The sequence below is a fragment of the Arthrobacter sp. TJ-236 genome (assembly GCF_058269235.1).
Genome location: NZ_JBZCNI010000002.1, coordinates 41,011 through 59,028 on the forward strand (window position 1 = coordinate 41,011; position 18,018 = coordinate 59,028).

The window sequence follows — 18,018 nt, forward strand, 5'->3', positions numbered from 1 at the left end:
GCCACGGCCTACCCGAGCAGGTGCTCCACCGTGTGGTCGATGCACGCGATCAGCGCCGAGACGTCGTCCGGCTCGATCGACACGAAGGTGGCGATGCGCAGCTGGTTGCGGCCGAGCTTGCGGTACGGCTCGACGTCCACCACTCCGTTGGCGCGGAGGATCGCGGCCACCCGTGCGGCGTCCACGGTCTCCTCGAAGTCCACCGTGACGATCACGTTCGAACGGTACTCCGGCCGCGTGACGTAGGGGGACGCGACCGATGAGGCCTCGGCCCAGGCGTACAGGCGCCCCGCGGAGTCCGCGGTGCGCGACGTGGCGAACGGCAGTCCGCCCTCGGCGTTCAGCCACTGCACCTGGGCGTCGAGGGTCACGAGGGTGGAGAGCGAGGGCGTGTTGTAGGTCTGGTTCAGGCGGGAGTTCTCCACCGCCGTCTGCAGGTCGAGGAAATCGGGGATCCACCGCCCGCCCGCCCTGATACGCGCCACGCGGTCGAGCGCCGCGGGGGAGAAGAGCCCCAGCCACAGCCCACCGTCGGAGGCGAAGTTCTTCTGCGGGGCGAAGTAGTAGACGTCCGTCTCGGCGACGTCCACGTGCAGCCCGCCGGCCGCGGAGGTGGCGTCGATGACCGTCAGGGCGCCGTCGTCCGTCCCGTCCACGCGCCGTACGGGCGCCGCGACGCCGGTCGAGGTCTCGTTCTGCGGCCAGGCGTAGGTGTCCACGCCCGCCTCCGCGACGGCATCCGGACGAGCGCCCGGAGGGGACGTGATGATGCTCGAGGGCTCGAGGAACGGGGCCTTGTCCGTGGCCGACGCGAACTTCGATCCGAACTCACCGAAGGAGAGGTGCTGCGCCTTCGCCTCCACGAGACCGAACGCCGCCGCGTCCCAGAAGGCTGTGGATCCGCCGACGCCGAGGATCACCTCGTAGCCCTCGGGGGCGCCGAAGAAGGTCATGAGGCCCTCGCGGACGTCACCCACGAGGTTCCTGACGGGCGCCTGGCGGTGCGAGGTGCCGAGGAGCGTGCTGCCCGCGCGCACGAGGGCGTCCAGCTGCGCGCCGCGCACCTTGGACGGGCCCGCGCCGAAGCGGCCGTCGGCGGGCAGGAGGTGGTCGGGGATGCGCGGCAGGTCGGTCAAGGATGCTCCAGGTGGTCGGCGGCGGCGTGTGCCCCTCATTCTGCCCCAGCCCGGGCACGCGGCCCCTGTCCGTGACGAGCCCGCGACGGCGGCGCGGTACCCGCGCGGGACGGCGCCGCAGGCGCGCGCGCACCGGCCCTGCCCGTCGCCATGGGTTAACCTTGGGAAGCGTGGCGAGGCGCAGGCTGAGGCGGACCTGACCGCCGGCCGCGCGCGGCCCTCCAGCCGCGAACCCGCACCGCACCAAGGAGCTGAACCGCATGACGGACCTCATCGACACCACCGAGATGTACCTGCGGACCATCCTCGAGCTCGAGGAGGAGAACATCGTGGCGCTCCGGGCACGGATCGCCGAGAGGCTGCGGCACTCCGGGCCCACCGTCTCGCAGACGATCGGACGCATGGAGCGCGACGGGCTCGTGGTGGTCTCGGGGGACCGGCATCTCGAACTCACGGAGGTGGGACGCCGCCGGGCCACGGAGGTCATGCGCAAGCACCGTCTGGCCGAGCGCCTGCTCAGCGACGTGATCGGCCTCGACTGGGCGTACGTGCACGACGAGGCCTGCCGGTGGGAGCACGTCATGAGCGAGCGCGTGGAGCGCAGGCTCTACGAACTGCTGGGCAAGCCCTCGCAGTCCCCGTACGGTAATCCCATCCCCGGCCTCGAGGCGCTCGGTGGCGTCCAGACCGAGCAGTTCACCGACGGCGTCGTGACGCTCCTGGCCGCCATGGGCACGTACTCACCCGAGAGCGCCGTGACCCTCGTCCGGCTCGCCGAGCCCATCCAGGTGGACCCGGAGCTCCTCACCCAGCTCGACGAGGGCGGCCTGCGACCCGGCGCGAGCCTGAGCCTGGAATCGGTGGGCGGCTACGTGTCGGTCCGCGTCCCCGGGGTCGAGGGCGCCCTCGAACTGCCTCCCGAAGTGGCCTCGCACGTCTTCGTGTCGGTCGACGCCTGACCCTTCCCGGGAGCGCCGCACGGTGGCCGGAAAGGCAAGCAGCCTGAGGACCGTGACCAGAACGTGACATACCGCTGGTTCTCGGGTAGCCTTCATCCCGTGCCAAATTCGCTCTAGATCCGGCACCCTCCTGCAAATCGCCTAGCTCTGCCATTGCTCGAGGTCCGTTCGCACCATTCGCATGGCAGAGGCGGGGGAACCAATTTGTGGACTTCTTTCGAGAGGTCCTTGGGGTTAAGTCGCTGCTCGCAGCGGCCGGGTGACTCCCATCCGAATCCGACAGCTCACCTCGCAGGCGTTGGGAGAGGTAATCCAACGTGTCCACCAGCACCACGCTGGGCCGCCACCGCGCGCCCCAAACCGTCAGCCCGCTGACCGCACTGTCCGCCGCCGTCTCGTCCAACGCAGGATCAGTCGGCCGCCAGGCAGCCGTCATCGTCGCAGCGTCGGGTCTCGTCCTCACCGCCGGTCTGCCGGCTCACGGAGCGGCTTCCGCCGAGCGTGAGGCCCAGGCCTCCACCCTCACCGTCTCCCGCGTCGTCACCGCCGAGGTCACCGTCCCGGCCACGGCCGAGGTCGCGTTCGAGCTCGTCCCGGTCGCCGTCGAGAAGGCGCCGGAGAAGGCGCCGGAGCCGGCTCCCGTCGTCGTCGAGGCGCCCGTTGCCGCGCCGACTCCGGCACCCGTGGTCGTGCAGGCGCCGGCGCCCGTCGCCGTGCAGGCTCCGGCACCGGTCGCCGTGCAGGCTCCGGCACCCGTCGCCGTCGTCGCCGCCCCGGCTCCCGTCGCCGTGGCGCAGCCCGCTCCCGCGCCGGCCGCCCCCGTCGCCGCCGCCTCCGGTGTGGCCGACGGGCTCGTCGGCAGTGCCTACGCGCAGATCGGCGTGGCGCAGGACTGCACGGCCATGGTCGAGAAGGCGCTGCGCTCGGTCGGCAAGTCGGTCGGCGACCTCGCACCGGGTCAGTTCTTCCAGTACGGCGATGTGGTGGGTTCGCCCGCTCCCGGCGATCTGGTCATCACCGGCGGCCACGTCGCCATCTACGTCGGTAACGGCCAGGTCATCAGCGGCGGTCTGAACGGTATGAACACCGGTCTGCACAGCCTGTCCGACCTCCCCGGCGCCAGCTTCGTCCGCGTCCGCTAAACCCCTCATACCCGGAGACCTTCATGACACGCGCCACGATCGCCCGCCACCGCGGGGACACGCAGAGTTTCTCGGACCTCGCGAGGGCCGTCACCAGCAACGCCGGCGGCATGGGACGGCAGGCTGCGGTCATCGCCGCAGCCTCCGGTCTCGTCCTCACCAGCGGCGTCGCCGCCAACGCGGCGGACCTCCAGCCGCAGCGTGAGGTCGCTACCACCAAGCTGACCGTCACCGTCGAGCGGACCGCGGTCGTCGCGGCGAACACCACGACCGTCGCCTTCAACCGGACGCCTGTCAAGGTCCAGGCCGCTCCCGTGGTCGTCCCTCCTCCGGCACCCGCTCCCGTGGTCGAGGCTCCGGTTGCCGCCCCGGCGCCCGCTCCGGTCGTCCAGCCCGCAGCGGTTGCACCGGTCGTCGCTCCGGCTGTCGTGGCTCCTGCTCCCGTGGTCGCAGCGCCCGTCGCCGCTCCGGTCGCGGCGCGCGTCGCAGCTCCCGCTGCTCCCGCAGTTGCCCCGCCGGCCGTTTCCTCGGGAGTCGCGGCCACCATCGCCGCCGCGGCCCAGGGCCAGCTCGGCGTCATGCAGGACTGCACGCGACTGGCGAGCAACGCGCTGGCCGCCGCCGGCATCAACTTCCACGGCTGGCCCGCCGGCTACCTCTCCCTCGGCCGCACGGTCAGCGCGGGCGAAGCCATCCCGGGTGACCTCATCTACTACGCCGACGGCGGCATGGGCATGGCTCACATCGCGGTGTACATCGGCGGTGGCCAGGCGGTCCACGGCGGCTTCAACGGCAACACGACGGTGATCGCACCGGCCGAGCTCGGCTCCGGCGGTGTCTACATCCGCGTGGGCGGCTGACGCTTCCGCACCGACGCTTCACGAAAGGACCGGCCACCCGCCGGTCCTTTCGCGTTTAACAGACTGCCGTCCCGTGAGCCCGTGCATGCCGAGGGGCGGAACGACACCTGCAGCCCTGCGGAGCCGCGTGATTAGCGGCTGCCCCGTGTCCGGCTTACTCTTGCAGTGTCACTTTCGAAGCTCTTCTCCCGTCGTCCCGACTGGCAACCGGTAGCGGGGAACAGGTCAGCGATGAGGCTCGTCGAATGCGCACACTCGTTCTGAATGCTGGGTACGAACCACTTGCGGTCGTCACGTTCCGCAGGGCGCTGGTGCTTGTGCTGACGGGGAAGGCGAGTGTGGTCGCGGAGGACGACGAGCCCGTGGTCGGCCCCACGGACGTTCTCGGCAGACCCTCCGTGATCTTGCTCAACAGGTACGTGAAGATCCCGTACCGCCATGACGTCACCGCCACGCGCCGCGGCGTGCTGCGCCGCGACAACCACATCTGCGCGTACTGCGGGAAGGCGGCCTCGACCATCGACCACGTCATGCCGCGCTCGAGGGGCGGCGCCGACTCGTGGGAGAACCTGGTGGCCTGCTGCCTGAAGTGCAACAACGCCAAGGGCGACAAGACCCTCAGCAGCCTGGGGTGGAAGCTGCGGGTGGTGCCGTTGCCCCCACGCGGACCGCAGTGGCAGATCCGCGAGCTGGAGAAGCCGGCTCCGCAGTGGAGCGCCTTCCTGACCGAGACCGCCGCGTGACCCACCCCGAACCACTGTTCGACGCCGTCGTCCTGGCGGGCGGACGGTCCTCCCGCCTCGGCGGGGTGGCGAAGGCCGGGCTCGTGCTCGACGGCGAGACCCTCCTCCAGCGCACGTGTCGCGCCCTCGTCGGCGCGCGGTCGCTGACCGTCGTCGGGCCGCGACCGGACGGGGCGGGGGAGGTCGAGCTCGTGCTGCGTGCCGCTGCGGAGGACGGCGCGCGTGCGGTTCCGCGGCTGGCCTTCGTCCGCGAGGAACCGCCGTTCGCCGGACCGGCGGCGGCCCTCGCCGCCGCCTTCGCGCTCGGGGTGGGCGAGCGCTCGCCCTGGAGCGTCGTCGTGGCGTGTGACATGCCGGGCGTCCCCGGGCTGCTCGACGCCCTGCTCGAGGAGGCACGCAACCGTGCCGACACCTCGCTGGTCGCGCTCGACGGCGGCCGCGAACAGCCCCTCGCGGCGCTGTACCGCACCGGGGATCTCGCTGCCGCGATCGACGGCGTACTCGCCGGCGGCTCCGCCGCGAACCTCTCGATGCGCAGCCTCCTTGCTAGTGTGAGGACGAGGCAGGTCCCGGTCCCACCGGGCACAACGCACGACGTCGACACCTGGGCTGATGCACGAGAGCTGGGTGTCGCCGTTCCCTAGCACACCCGGAGGATCCCATGGACGATCGCCAGAAACTGCTGCACGAATGGACGCGGAAGCTCGTCGAGGCCTTCGAGATCGAGGGGACGGACGTGGACATCGACGCCGTCCTCGCCCTGGCCGGCAAGGCGGCGCACGGGGTGGTGCGGCCAGCCGCACCGCTGACCACCTTCGTGGCGGGATACGCCGCCGGTCTCGCGGTCGGCAGCGGCCAGGCCGACGAGCAGGTGGCGATGCGGTCGGCGCTGGCCCTGGCGAATGACCTCTGCCCCAGCCCCGCGGCGGACGGCGGGAACGAGTGAGCGACGGTTCGAACGCCCGCAACGTCGACTGGGAGGAAGCCCGGCTGCTGGCCCACGAGGCCGGGCGAGCGCTTCCCGTCCAGACGGTCACGCTGGCGGATGCACTCGGTCAGACGCTCGCGGAGCCCGTGCTCGCCCTGCAACCGATGCCCCACTACGCCTCGTCCGCGATGGATGGCTGGGCCGTGAACGGCGAACCGCCGTGGCGCCTGGTCAGCCACGCCCCGCCCGAGGAGCACCCGCGCGGCAGGCCCGCGCCGCACGCCGATTCCGGCGAGGTGTCCCTCGCGCCCGGCGAGGCGACGTTCATCCTCACCGGAGGAGTGGTGCCGCAGAACGCCGTGGGTGTCCTCCGCACCGAGCACGGCGCCGTCCGCGGTGACGTGCTCGAGCGCAATGCGGCGGCCCGTCCCGACGAGCCGGCTCCGCACGAGCACGTGCGCCCGGCGGGGGAGGAGGCCGAGGAGGGCTCCGAGGCCATTCCGGCCGGAGTGGTGCTCAATCCGGCGCAGATAGCGCTGGCCGCGGTGTGCGGTCACGACACCCTCGCGGTCCTCAGGGCGCCGCGGGTCTCGCTGCTCATGACCGGCGACGAGGTGATCGACCACGGGCTTCCCCACGCGGGCCAGGTGCGTGACACGTTCGGGCCGCAGCTGCCGGGCTTCGTCGCACTGCTCGGCGGCCACGTGGACGTGGCGAGCCGTGCGAAGGACGACCTCGACGACGTCGTGGCGGCCCTCAGCGCCGAACCGACGGACGAGGCCTCGCTCATGCGGAGCTCCGGGGACGTGCTCATCACCACGGGAGGAACCGGTAGCTCTTCCGCGGACCACATCCGCCGGGCGCTCACGGAACTCGGCGCCGAGCTGATCATCGACGGCATCGCGATGCGGCCCGGGCACCCGACCCTCCTGGCGCGGCTGCCCGACGGACGCTTTCTCGTGGGCCTCCCCGGGAATCCGCTCGCCGCCATGATGGCCATGCTCACGGTCACGGCCCCGCTCCTCGCAGGCCTCCGGGGCGCACCCCTGACCGTTCCCGGGACGGTCACGAGCGCCGACGCCTTCGAGCCCCTGCCCGGCAGGAGCCGGCTCGTCCCCTACCGGCTCGAGGCCGGGCGCGCCGTACCGAGCACGCACCAGCGCTCCGGCATGCTGCGGGGACTCGCGGCGGCCGACGGCGTGCTCGTGGTGCCGGCCGATGGCTGCGAGCAGGGAGAGGACCTCCAGGCCCTCTCCCTGCCCTGGCGCTAGAGGGCCTTCTCGAGCCTCACGATCACGGACTTCGACGTCGGGGTGCCGCTGATGTCCGCCGTCGAGTCGAGGGGCACCAGCACGTTGGTCTCCGGGTAGTACGCCGCCGCGCAACCCTTCGGCGTCGAGTAGGCCACCACGCGGAAGTTCTCCGCGCGCCGCTCGATGCCGTCGGCCCACTCGGACACCATGTGCACCATGTCGCCGTCCTGGAGGCCGGCCTCGGTGATGTCCTCGGGGCTCAGGAACACGACGCGGCGGCCGTTGTGGATGCCGCGGTAGCGGTCGTCCTTGCCGTAGATCGTGGTGTTGTACTGATCGTGCGAGCGGAGCGTCTGCAGCAGCAGGCGGCCCTTCGGCACCTTGGGGTACTCGAGGGTGTTCCCGGTGAAGTTGGCCTTCCCGGTCGCGGTCGTGAACGTCCGGCTGTCGCGGGGGCCGTTCGGGAGCACGAAGCCACCCGGCGTGTCGATCCGCTTCTCGAAGTCGTCGAAGCCGGGGACCACGGCGCTGATGTGCTCGCGGATCACGCGGTAATCGGACTGCGCCGCCTTCCAGTCCAGCTGCGGTGCGTTCTCCCGGAAAGGGCTGTCCTCGCGGGCGAAGAGGCGGTCGGAGAGCTCGCACACGATCGCGATCTCCGAGCGCATCTCCGAACTCGAGGGCTGCAGGCGTCCGGTCGAGGCGTGCACGGCGCTCATGGAGTCCTCCACGGTGACGCGCTGGTCGCCGCCGGCCTGGGTGTCGCGGTCGGTCCGGCCGAGAGCCGGGAGGATCAGGCCGCGACGGCCCGTGATGAGGTGCGAGCGGTTCAGCTTCGTGGAGACCTGCACGGTGAGCCGCGTGTTGCTCAGCGCCTGCTCCGTGACGTTCGTGTCGGGAGTCGCGCGGACAAAGTTGCCTCCCATGCCCATGAAGACGTGGGCCGTGCCGTCGCGCATCGAGCGGATGGCGGCAACGGTGTCCACGCCGTGCTTGCGGGGCGAGGCGAACCGGAAGCGCTTGTCCAGGGCATCGTGGAACGGCTCGGGCATGCGCTCGAAGATCCCCATGGTGCGGTCACCCTGGACGTTGGAGTGCCCGCGGACGGGGCAGACGCCTGCGCCCGCCTTGCCCACGTTGCCCTGGAGCAGGAGGACGTTCACCACGTCGCGGAGCGTGGCCACGGAGTGCTTGTGCTGTGTGAGGCCCATGGCCCAGCAGACGATGGTCCCGGGTGAGGCGATCATGCGGTCGCCCACCTTCGTGATCTCCGCCTTGGAGATGCCGCTTGCTGTGGTGATCTCCTCCCAGGTGGTCTCGCGCAGGCTGCCGAGGTAGTCCTCGAGGCCGAGCGTGTGCTCGGCGATGAACGCGTGGTCGAAGACGGTGCCGGTCGCTTCCTCGCGCTCGAGCAGGTGCTTGCCGAGGCCACGGAACAGGGCCTGGTCGCCACCGATGCGGATCTGCAGGAAGTCGTCCGCAAGGGCGGTACCGCCGCCGAAGCGCGTTCCGAGCAGACCCATGGGGTTCTGCGGGTTCTCGAACCGCATGAGCCCCGCCTCGGGCAGCGGATTGATCGCGACGATCGCGCCGCCGTTCTTCTTCGCCTTCTCCAGCGAGGTGAGCATGCGGGGGTGGTTGGTACCCGGGTTCTGGCCCGCGATGATGATCAGCGGCGCGGTGTCGAGGTCGAGGAGCGAGACCGTCCCCTTGCCGACCCCCAGCGTCTCGTTGAGCGCGGATCCGGAGGACTCGTGGCACATGTTGGAGCAGTCCGGCAGGTTGTTCGTGCCGATACCGCGCACCATCAGCTGGTACAGGAAGGCGGCCTCGTTGGACGTGCGTCCGGAGGTGTAGAAGACCGCTTCGTCGGGGCTGTCGAGCGCCGCCAGTTCGTCGACGATCACCTGGTAGGCCTCGTCCCACGAGACGGGGCGGTAGTGCGTGCCGCCGTCGTCGAGCAGCATCGGGTGGGTGAGGCGGCCCTGCTGGCCGAGCCAGTAGTCGTCACGGGTCAGGAGATCCGTGAGGGAGTGCTCCTCGAAGAACGACGGCGGGACGGTGCGGCGCGTGGCTTCCTCGGCGACGGCCTTCGCGCCGTTCTCGCAGAACTCGGCCGTGTGCCGCTTGTCACCCTCCGGCCACGCGCAGCCCATGCAGTCGAAGCCCTTCACCTGGTTCACGGCCAGGAGCGTCTGCGCGGCCCGCACGGGCCCCATCTGGTCCACGGAGATCTTCAGCGAGTTGAGGACGGCGGGGAGCCCCACTGCCTTGGTCTTCCGGGCGCCCACTGTCAGCTGGGACTCGTCGATGTTGTCCTTCGGAGCCTTCGTTGCCACGCTATGCACATCCTCGTGTAGTCAGTGAGGTCCCGGGAGGTGTCCGGGGTCAACTAACCTCATCATAGGGCCGAGGTAAGGAGCGCCGAATGAACCGGGTCACGCAGCGACGCCGCATCACCAAGTTCCGCATCGGCGGCCAGACAGGGCGCCGCGAGGACGTCCTCGCCGGAGAGGAGCCGCTGGAGATCCGTCTGGGCGGCAGCGCGTTCACCGTCACCATGCGCACGCCGGGCGACGACTTCGACCTCGTGGCCGGGTTCCTGGTCTCCGAGGGCGTGATCTGGGAGCCGGGGCAGCTACCCAGCCTGCGCTACTGCGCCGGCGTGGACGACAACGGCCAGCAGACCTTCAACGTCGTCGAGGCCCAGCTCCGGCCGGGCGTCGAGCTCCCCGACACCGCCATGGAGCGCCACGTCTACACCTCCAGTTCCTGCGGCATCTGCGGCACGGCCTCGATCGACGCCGTCCGGAAGTCCTCCCGCTTCGACCTGCACGAGGACGTTGCGCCTGTGGACCTCGGCATCCTCGCCTCCCTGCCGGACCGGCTGCGTGAGCGCCAGGCACTGTTCGACCGCACGGGCGGGGTGCACGCCGCGGGGCTCTTCACCGCCGAGGGCGAGCTGCTGTGCCTGCGTGAGGACGTGGGCCGGCACAACGCCGTCGACAAGGTGGTGGGGTGGGCGCTCCGCGAGGGCATGCTGCCGCTGCGCGGAACCATCCTCCAGGTCTCGGGCCGGGCGTCCTTCGAGCTCGTGCAGAAGGCCCAGCTCGCCGGCATACCCGTGCTGGCCGCCGTCAGTGCGCCGTCCTCGCTCGCCGCGGATCTCGCGGACGACGCCGGCCTGACGCTCGTGGGCTTCAGCCGCGGGACGTCACTGAACTGCTACTCGCACCCGGACCGCATAGCGGCCTGACCAGCGCCTGATCCCGGCGCGACGCCGTACCCGGCGTCGCGGGGGACGCGAGAGCCCTAGAACGGGTTCAGCAGCCGCTGCACGAAGCGTCGCGTCCGTTCCTCGCGCGGGTTGCGAAGCACCTGGTCGGGGTGGCCGTGCTCCACGACCACGCCCCCGTCCATGAACACCACTTCGTCCGCGACCTCACGGGCGAAGACCAGCTCGTGGGTGACGATCAGCATGGTCCACTTCTCCTCGGCCAGTTCCTTGATGACCGAGAGCACCTCGCCGACCAGCTCGGGATCGAGGGCGGACGTCGGCTCGTCGAAGAGCAGCAGGTCCGGCTGGAGGGCGAGGGCCCGGACGATCCCGACGCGCTGCTGCTGCCCGCCCGAGAGGTTGAAGGGGTAGTCGTCGCGCTTGGCGGTGAGCCCCACCCGGGCGAGGAGACGCTCGGCGTCCGCGACGGCGTCCTTGCGCGAGCGCTTCTGGACGCGGACTGGCCCCTCGATGATGTTCTCGAGCACGGTCATGTGCGGGAAGAGGTTGTAGTTCTGGAACACCATGGCGCTGCGGTCCCGGAGCGCGAGGGCGTTCTTCCGGGACACCGGCCCGCTGAAGTCGACGGACGGGCCGCCGCGGAAGGTGACCGTGCCGCCGTCGGGCGTCTCGAGGCCGTTGAGCGAGCGCAGCACCGTGGTCTTGCCGGAGCCGGAGGGGCCCACGAGCGCGACGACCTGACCCGCGCCGATGGTCAGGTCGATCTCCTTCAGCACCTGGGTGTCACCGAAGGACTTCGCGAGTCCCGTGGCGGTCAGGACGTTCTCAACGGGCGACATAGCGGTCCAATCGCTTCTCGAGGACGGACTGGCCGCTGGACAGGACCAGGCAGAAGATCCAGTAGATCGCCGCGGCTTCCAGGTAGATGAGCAGGAACTCGCTGGAGGACGCCGCAATCTGCTGGGACGTGCGGAACAGCTCGGTCACCAGGACCACGGAGGCCAGTGAGGTGTCCTTGACGAGGCTGATGAAGGTGTTCGACAGCGGAGGGACCGACACGCGCGCCGCCTGCGGGAGGATGACGCGGCGCAGGGTCAATGCACGTGACATCCCGATGGTGTGCCCGGCCTCCCACTGGCCCTTCGGGACGGAGAGGATCGCGGCGCGCACCACCTCCGCCGCGTAGCCGCCGACGTTGAGCGAGAACGCGATGATGGCGCTCGGCCACGGTTCGATCGTCAGCCCGAGGGACGGCAGTCCGTAGAAGATGACGAACAGCTGGACCAGGAGCGGGGTACCACGGATCACCGAGACGTAGAAGCGTGCGACGGCGGACAGGAGGGGGCGGCCGCTGATCCTCATCATCGCGATCACGAGGGCCAGGGCCAGCCCGAGGACGAAGGACACGAGGGCCAGCGGGATCGTGCCGACGAACGTGGCGGACAGCATCGGCCAGAACGAGGTCCGGACCAGTTCCCAATCCATCGGTCAGCTCCTTCCGAGGTTCACGCGGCGTCGACCATGGAGGTGCACGTCCGACGTCGCCCGTGGATCACTGGCTGACGTCGGAGCCGAAGTACTTGTCGGAGATCTCGGCCAGCGTGCCGTCGGCGCGCAGCTCCTCGAGCGCGGTGTCGATGGCCTCGACGAGTTCGGGGCTCCCCTTGCGGATGGCCACGGCGCTCTCCGAGGACTCCTCGGTGGTCGCCGCGATCTTGATTCCCTCGTTGTTCTCGGTCTTCTGGTAGTCCAGGTAGGTCAGTTCGTCGTTGATCGTGGCGTCCACGCGACCCTGCTCGAGGAGGGTGACGGACTGTGCCCAGCCCTCGACCGCTTCGACGTTCGCGCCGCTCTCGGTCGCCAGCGTGTTCCAGTTGCTGGTGAGCGACTGCGCCGTCGTCTTGCCCTCGAGGTCCTCGAAGGAGGAGATGTCTGTGGCGTCCGCACGCGTGACGATGACGCCTGAGCTCACGGTGTAGGGGACGGAGAAGTCGTAGGCCGCCTTGCGCTCGTCCGTGATGGACACCTGGTTCGCGATGACGTCGAAGCGACCGGCGTCGAGACCCGCGAAGATCGCGTCCCACTGCGTCTCCTGGAACTCCGCCTCGACGCCCAGCTTCTCCGCCACGGCGGTGATGACCTCGACGTCGTACCCGGTCAGCTCGCCGCTGCCGTCCTCGTGGTAGCTGAAGGGCTTGTACGTGCCCTCGGTGCCGACGGTGAGCACGCCGGAGTCCTGGATCTCCTGCAGCGAGCTGGGCGCTGCGGATTCTCCCTCGCCGCCGGGGGTCGACGACGTCGAGCACCCCGCGAGGGCGAGGGTGAGGGCCGCGGCGGCACCGAGGACGGAGAGACGGGGTGACCTGTGTGACATGGAGATCTTCCTTCGAGCTTGGAGGTCTGTACGCCCGGTGGCGGAAATAGACGGGCGGCTCAGCGCCTTGAACGCTAGGTACCCTGCGCCGGACCGGAATCGAACACTACCGAGGTGAACACCGCGGACCGCACTTAATGTTCCGAACTGTTGCGGCGGGGGCCGGATGCCTCCGGCGACCTAAGCTGGAGTCGGTGCCCACGGAAGGAACCCGCAATGAGCATGGAAGGCGCGGCCTGGAGCTCGCTGTACAAGATCTCGACCGCGAGGGACGGCAAGCACGGCATCTCCCGCGAGTCCGTCCGGCGCATCATGACCTTCGCGGTGCCCTACAGGGCGAAGTTGATGCTGTTCATCGGGCTCTCCGTGGTGGGGGCCTTCCTCGCGGTCGCGACGCCGGTCCTCGCAGGTCAGGTGGTCGACGTCATCGTGGCCCGCGGCGAGGTCCGCACCATCGTGTGGCTCGCCGTCGTCATCGCCCTGGTGGCGGTGGCCGACGCCGCGGTGTCCCTCGTGACGCGCTGGTACTCCGCGCGGATCGGTGAGGGCGTGATCCTGGACCTCCGGACCGCCGTGTTCAACCACGTGCAGCGGATGCCGATCGCCTTCTTCACCCGGACGCGCACCGGCGCGCTCGTCAGCCGCCTGAACAACGACGTCATCGGCGCCCAGCAGGCCTTCAGCGGCACGCTCTCCGGCGTCGTCACGAACCTCGTGGCCCTGATCCTGACGCTGATCGTCATGCTCAGCACCTCGTGGCTCGTGACGGTGCTCGCGATCGTCATGCTGCCCGTCTTCCTGGTGCCGGCCCGCCGCATGGGCAGCAGGCTCGCAGCGCTGCGCCGCGAGGCTGCGGATCACAACTCCGCCATGAGCACGCAGATGACCGAACGGTTCTCGGCCCCGGGGGCCACCCTCGTCAAGCTCTTCGGCCGTCCCGACGAGGAGGCCGAGGAGTTCCGGGTCCGCGCCTCCCGTGTCCGCGACATCGGGGTCCGCACCGCGATGCTGCAGTTCGTGTTCTTCACCGCGCTCATGCTCGTCTCCGCGCTCGCCCTGGCGCTCGTGTACGGACTGGGCGGGTACCTCGCGCTCGCGGGCCAGCTGGACACTGGTGAGGTGGTCACCCTGGCGCTCCTGCTCACGAGGCTGTACGCCCCGCTCACGAGCCTCGCAAATGCGCGCGTGGAGATCATGAGCGCCGTGGTCAGCTTCGAGCGCGTCTTCGAGGTGCTTGACCTCGAACCGCTCATCCAGGAGAAGCCCGACGCCGTGGTGGTTCCCCCGGGACCGGTGGCCGTGGAGTTCGACGACGTCCGCTTCGCCTACCCCTCTGCGGACAAGGTGTCCCTCGCGTCCCTCGAGGAGGTCGCGACGCTCGACACCCGCGGCGGCGAGGAGGTGCTGCACGGTGTCTCCTTCCGGATCGAGCCGGGTCAGACCGTCGCGCTCGTCGGCACCTCGGGTGCGGGCAAGTCCACGATCGCCCAGCTCCTCTCGCGCCTGTACGACGTCGACAGCGGCGCCGTGCGCCTCGCCGGCACGGACGTCCGCGACGTCACCTTCGCCTCGATGCGTCACACGCTCGGCATGGTGACCCAGGACGGCCACCTGTTCCACGAGACGATCCTCTCGAACCTGCGGCTCGCACGTCCCGAAGCGTCCGAGGACGAGGTGTGGGACGCCGTCCGCCGAGCACGGCTCGAGCCGCTCATCCGGTCCCTGCCCGACCAGCTGGACACCATGGTGGGCGAGCGCGGGTACCGGCTCTCCGGTGGTGAGCGCCAGCGCATGACGATCGCCCGGCTCCTGCTCGCGCAGCCGCGCGTCGTGATCCTCGACGAGGCGACGGCGGCACTCGACTCGACGTCAGAGGCCGCGGTCCAGGCGGCTCTCAGCGAAGCCCTCGAGGGCCGGACCGCCATGGTGATCGCACACCGTCTCTCGACCATCCGCAGCGCGGACCTGATCCTCGTGGTGGAGGAGGGGTCGATCGTGGAGCGCGGTACGCACGAGGAACTGCTCGCGGCGGGTGGCCGGTACGAGGAACTCCACCGCACGCAGTTCGCGGTGCAGAAAGCCGTCGCCGCGGACGAGGAAGCGCTCAGCGGGTCCTAGTAACGCCGGCGGAGCATCGGCAGGACGTACTCGGTCAGCAGGGGAGCGAGGTCCTCCCGCCGGTGCGCGTCGTCGAGGTCGAGCCACTCCACGGTGTCGATCTCGGCCGCCGCCACGGGCTCGCCCTGCAGCGGACACAGGAAGACGGTGGCGTGGAGCAGGGTGTCCGCCTCGTTCGCTGCCGGGCCCTCCCAGGTGCCGAGCCGCGTGAGGTCCTCGGCGGTGACCTCGAGGCCGAGTTCCTCCCGCAGTTCGCGGACACCGGTCTGCTCGGGTGTCTCGCCCCGGGCGGGTTTACCGCCGGGCTGCATGAACATCGAGGTTTCGCGCTTCCGGACGAGCAGGAGGCGCCCGTCGCCGTCGAGCAGGCAGAGGGCGGTGACCGTGATGACCGGCGGTCGATGATGCGGGGTCATCCTTCGGCAGCTACCTCGTCACGCAGGCTCTCGATCGTCAGGTCGTCCCACCCGATGCTCGCGGGGTTCAGGCCGGCGGTGCGGTCGGATCGCCAGACCTCGAAGTCGATGCCGAAGACGCTCATCTCCTCCGACGCGACCACGAACTCCCGGATGGACTCCCGGAGGATGCGCTCCAGTTCTGCAGGGTCGTCCGTCTCCGTGTACACGTCAACTTCTGCTTCCTCCCCGTTCGTGAACGTGCTGAATCCGACCTCTGCCGAGGTCACGCCGGGCACGGCCTCGATGGCCGTGGCCCATGCCTTCGTGTCGGCCTCGGGTTCGGTGCCGCACCCCGTCAGGGCGGTCGCGGCCGTCAGGGAGAGCAGGGCGAGAGCAGCAGATCGGAGGACTCGGGACGTGCGCATGGTCAGTGACTCCTGCTGATGGGTACGACGACGCCGGTCACCGCTGAGGGATCGTCGGTCATGAACTGACCGAAGGACGAGTTCCTGCCGTACGCATTGGCCTGCCCGCCGTCGGCTTCGGCCTCCGCGATCGACGCCACGTACGCGTTGTAGTCGTGGTTCCCGCCGAGGTCGTACCAGGAGCTCTCCTCAGGATTCGGGAGAGTCACGACCGCAGCGGCGTTGGGTGGGATGGTGACGCCGCCCGTGACCGTCACGCCTCCGAGATCGACGTGCGGAACCGCGTCCGTCGTGTGCTGGAACGCCACCACGTCGATGTCGTACGGCACGTGGGCCGTATCGACGGGCGAACCGAAGGTCATGACGTTCGTGACGTCGAACTGCTCCCGGAACCCGGCGTCACCGGCCAGCTCCATGGCGATCATGCCGCCCTGCGAGTGGCCGGACAGGAGCACGGGCGCGTCCGAGGGCACACCCGCCTCCAGCATGGCGAGGCGCACCGCTTCCGACGCCGTTGAGGACTGCCCGGACGCCACTTCGAGGTTGCCGGTCAGGTCGGCCGGGGTGGACCCGCTGGGCGCCCAGTCCTGGGTGCCGGGGATCGACACGATGTAGGAGGGGCCGTCCGGACCGTCGACCGTCGTGATCCGTACGCCACCGTCGCTCACACCGTCCTCGGACGCGTCGTCGTAGGCGGCTGCCGTGCTCCTCGCGATGGCTGCCAGGGAGTCGGGGACGACGGCAGGTCGGTGACCGCCGTCCTCGTCGTCCGGGGTGGCGCCCGGGGTGCCGACACGCAGCGGTATCGGCTCGCCCGCCTCTGCCTCCCCGTCGTCGAGGAAGTGGGGATCGTCCTGACCCACGGTCGCGGCGCGGTAGGCGAGGTTCCCGGCACTGCCGAGGAGGAGGGTGCCACCGGCCACCACCTCCGTGATCGACGGCGGCTCACCCTGGGCGAACAACCCGCCGAAGTTCTGCAGGTCCTCCCAGACGTCCGGAGCAGATTCGGCGACCTCCCTCGGGAGCTCGCGGACACCGTCCGCGATGAACCCGCCCGCATCGTCCACCCTGTCCGATGCCCAGTCGAGGGGCCCGCCGCCGTCGTCGTCGAACAGACCCCCCGCCAGCTCCACCAGCCGGTCGATCTCTTCCTCGGTCGCTTCGGCGCCGCCGTCGAGTCGCCCTCCGACCCATGCGATGCCGTCCTCCGCCCAGTCCCCGATCTGCGTGACGCCGTCGCCCAGCGTGTCGATGGCGTCGTCAAAGGTCTCCGTGGCCTCGCCCCAGAGGTCGGTGAACGGGTTGCCCGGGGTGTCACCACCCGGGCCGCCGCTGCCCGAACCGCTCACTCCGCCGACCGCCGTGGCGAGGGAGCTGGCGTCCTCCTGCTGGTCGGCATCCGCGAGCGCCGTGCGGGCCGTCTCCTGCAGCGCCGAGCCGACCTGACGGAGAACCGGCGCGTGGCGGCTCGACCAGGAGTGGCGGAACTGCTCGGCGTCCCCGCCATGCCAGGAGACGTTCCGGACCGCGGTGCTGATGGTGGACGCCGTGTCGTCGAGTGCCCGCGAGGAGGCGTCGAGCAGACGGGCGAGTTCACGCACCTGCTCGGGGTTCATCCCGATGATGCCGGTCACGCTGCGCCGCCGCGGGAGCCGGAGAGACCGGGCACGCTGAGTGCCCCGACCAGGGCGAAGCCCACTTCACGTGCCACGTGACCTGCCTCCACCGGGACGACGACGGGTTTCACGTCTGTGCCCCGACCTCGTGTCCGGATGGAGTAGAGCTGGTCCTCGTGCACCGCCCACATGCCCACCCAGCCCTTGAGCGCGCCCCCGACGCCGGTGGCGAGCTCGGCGGTCACCTGTGCGGAGAAGTTCGTGGCGACGTCGGTCGCCACGACCTCCTGAAGGCCGTCGCCCTCCTCCAAGACCGAGGAGATCTCCTCGGCACCCGCCCGGAGTTGGGGGAGTGGAGGCAGGACCCGCCGGACCCCGTCCCAGAAGGTGTCCAGCGAGAAGAGGCTGACCTCGACGGCGGGTTCCCGGCCCGTGATGTGGACGGCTCCTTCGGCCGAGCGGTCCACCGATCGTCGCCGGTTGACACAGACCACATGTGGACCGGAGATGCTGAGCGTGCTCTGGCCGGAGATGCCGTTGTACACGGCGGTGATGCGGAGCACAGCCTGCGGTGCGGCAGCGGTCCCCAGTGCGCGCTCCCACGCGGTGGTCAGTTCGCCGCCGGAGGTGATGCCGGCCCTGTCGAGCTCCTGCAGGACCGTCTGCCCGGCGGGTTCGGGAACCGGAGGCTGCCCGACGTCGTGCCGAGGTGTCCCGCCCAGCGATTCGGCGTACTGCCAGGCTGCTGCTGAAAGGCGCACGAGGCGCGCCGGTACTGCACTGATGGTCCCCATGGCGACCAACCTACCTGCCGGAACGCGAACGAGG

Annotated in this window: 18 protein-coding genes and 1 riboswitch; of the genes, 9 read left to right on the forward strand and 9 right to left on the reverse strand. The window is 70.2% G+C overall.

Going from position 1 to position 18,018, the window contains the following annotated elements:
- Positions 1 to 8 precede the first annotated feature (8 nt).
- A complete protein-coding gene (serC, locus tag AC4D16_RS08915) occupies positions 9 to 1,175 on the reverse strand; it encodes a phosphoserine transaminase (protein WP_490954720.1) in 1,167 nt (388 codons plus the stop codon).
- A gap of 221 nt (positions 1,176 to 1,396) precedes the next feature.
- Between serC and AC4D16_RS08920 the strand changes: the two genes are divergently transcribed.
- The 7 genes from AC4D16_RS08920 (at position 1,397) to AC4D16_RS08950 (ending at position 7,039) form a co-directional block, all read left to right on the forward strand.
- Positions 1,397 to 2,095, forward strand: a complete 699-nt coding sequence (locus tag AC4D16_RS08920; RefSeq protein ID WP_490950592.1) for an iron-dependent transcriptional repressor DtxR — start codon at positions 1,397 to 1,399, stop codon at positions 2,093 to 2,095.
- A 159-nt stretch (positions 2,096 to 2,254) separates the two neighbouring features.
- A riboswitch (cyclic di-AMP (ydaO/yuaA leader) is annotated at positions 2,255 to 2,407 on the forward strand.
- Positions 2,408 to 2,412: 5 nt separating this feature from the next.
- Complete coding sequence (locus AC4D16_RS08925; protein WP_490954721.1) at positions 2,413 to 3,237, forward strand: NlpC/P60 family protein; 825 nt, start codon at positions 2,413 to 2,415, stop codon at positions 3,235 to 3,237.
- 23 nt (positions 3,238 to 3,260) lie between these two features.
- A complete protein-coding gene (locus AC4D16_RS08930; protein ID WP_490950590.1) occupies positions 3,261 to 4,097 on the forward strand; it encodes an NlpC/P60 family protein in 837 nt (278 codons plus the stop codon).
- A 245-nt stretch (positions 4,098 to 4,342) separates the two neighbouring features.
- On the forward strand, positions 4,343 to 4,840 hold the full coding sequence (locus AC4D16_RS08935; protein WP_490950589.1) for an HNH endonuclease: 498 nt from the start codon (positions 4,343 to 4,345) through the stop codon (positions 4,838 to 4,840).
- A complete protein-coding gene (gene mobA / locus AC4D16_RS08940; protein WP_490954722.1) occupies positions 4,837 to 5,484 on the forward strand; it encodes a molybdenum cofactor guanylyltransferase in 648 nt (215 codons plus the stop codon). Before AC4D16_RS08935 ends, mobA begins: the two co-directional genes overlap by 4 nt.
- Positions 5,485 to 5,501: 17 nt before the next feature.
- Positions 5,502 to 5,786: a DUF6457 domain-containing protein gene (locus tag AC4D16_RS08945; RefSeq protein WP_490950587.1), complete on the forward strand. Its 285-nt coding sequence runs from the start codon at positions 5,502 to 5,504 to the stop codon at positions 5,784 to 5,786.
- On the forward strand, positions 5,783 to 7,039 hold the full coding sequence (locus AC4D16_RS08950; protein ID WP_490954723.1) for a molybdopterin molybdotransferase MoeA: 1,257 nt from the start codon (positions 5,783 to 5,785) through the stop codon (positions 7,037 to 7,039). The genes AC4D16_RS08945 and AC4D16_RS08950 overlap by 4 nt, the downstream gene beginning before the upstream one ends.
- Here AC4D16_RS08950 and AC4D16_RS08955 read toward each other — a convergent pair.
- On the reverse strand, positions 7,036 to 9,360 hold the full coding sequence (locus AC4D16_RS08955) for an FdhF/YdeP family oxidoreductase (RefSeq protein ID WP_490950585.1): 2,325 nt from the start codon (positions 9,358 to 9,360) through the stop codon (positions 7,036 to 7,038). The two genes, AC4D16_RS08950 and AC4D16_RS08955, sit on opposite strands and share 4 nt — an antisense overlap.
- Positions 9,361 to 9,449: 89 nt before the next feature.
- Between AC4D16_RS08955 and fdhD the strand changes: the two genes are divergently transcribed.
- Positions 9,450 to 10,277: a formate dehydrogenase accessory sulfurtransferase FdhD gene (gene fdhD / locus AC4D16_RS08960; protein WP_490954724.1), complete on the forward strand. Its 828-nt coding sequence runs from the start codon at positions 9,450 to 9,452 to the stop codon at positions 10,275 to 10,277.
- Between the two features lie 56 nt (positions 10,278 to 10,333).
- Here fdhD and AC4D16_RS08965 read toward each other — a convergent pair whose 3' ends face one another.
- The 3 genes from AC4D16_RS08965 to AC4D16_RS08975 all read right to left on the reverse strand — a co-directional run bounded on the left by AC4D16_RS08965 (position 10,334) and on the right by AC4D16_RS08975 (position 12,633).
- Entirely contained in the window at positions 10,334 to 11,098 is a 765-nt protein-coding gene (locus AC4D16_RS08965) for an amino acid ABC transporter ATP-binding protein (RefSeq protein WP_490954725.1), read from the reverse strand.
- Positions 11,085 to 11,744, reverse strand: a complete 660-nt coding sequence (locus AC4D16_RS08970; protein ID WP_490950582.1) for an amino acid ABC transporter permease — start codon at positions 11,742 to 11,744, stop codon at positions 11,085 to 11,087. Before AC4D16_RS08970 ends, AC4D16_RS08965 begins: the two co-directional genes overlap by 14 nt.
- Positions 11,745 to 11,811: 67 nt before the next feature.
- Positions 11,812 to 12,633, reverse strand: a complete 822-nt coding sequence (locus AC4D16_RS08975) for an amino acid ABC transporter substrate-binding protein (protein WP_490954726.1) — start codon at positions 12,631 to 12,633, stop codon at positions 11,812 to 11,814.
- A gap of 216 nt (positions 12,634 to 12,849) precedes the next feature.
- Here AC4D16_RS08975 and AC4D16_RS08980 point away from each other — a divergent pair, with 216 nt between their 5' ends.
- Positions 12,850 to 14,751, forward strand: coding sequence for an ABC transporter ATP-binding protein (locus AC4D16_RS08980; protein WP_490954727.1), 1,902 nt, complete (start codon positions 12,850 to 12,852; stop codon positions 14,749 to 14,751).
- Here AC4D16_RS08980 and AC4D16_RS08985 read toward each other — a convergent pair.
- From AC4D16_RS08985 to AC4D16_RS09000, 4 genes are read right to left on the reverse strand one after another with little or no spacing between them, the layout of a single operon-like run.
- Positions 14,748 to 15,167, reverse strand: coding sequence for an NUDIX hydrolase (locus tag AC4D16_RS08985; protein ID WP_490954728.1), 420 nt, complete (start codon positions 15,165 to 15,167; stop codon positions 14,748 to 14,750). The two genes, AC4D16_RS08980 and AC4D16_RS08985, sit on opposite strands and share 4 nt — an antisense overlap.
- On the reverse strand, positions 15,164 to 15,574 hold the full coding sequence (locus AC4D16_RS08990; protein WP_490950578.1) for a hypothetical protein: 411 nt from the start codon (positions 15,572 to 15,574) through the stop codon (positions 15,164 to 15,166). The genes AC4D16_RS08985 and AC4D16_RS08990 overlap by 4 nt, the downstream gene beginning before the upstream one ends.
- A 2-nt stretch (positions 15,575 to 15,576) precedes the next feature.
- The gene (locus AC4D16_RS08995) at positions 15,577 to 17,208 is read right to left on the reverse strand and encodes a WXG100 family type VII secretion target (protein ID WP_490954729.1); all 1,632 of its coding nucleotides are present in this window, start codon (positions 17,206 to 17,208) and stop codon (positions 15,577 to 15,579) included.
- Positions 17,205 to 17,984 carry a hypothetical protein gene (locus AC4D16_RS09000; RefSeq protein ID WP_490954730.1) on the reverse strand — a complete coding sequence of 260 codons (780 nt, stop codon included), beginning with the start codon at positions 17,982 to 17,984 and terminating at the stop codon, positions 17,205 to 17,207. Before AC4D16_RS09000 ends, AC4D16_RS08995 begins: the two co-directional genes overlap by 4 nt.
- Between the last annotated feature and the right edge of the window lie 34 nt (positions 17,985 to 18,018).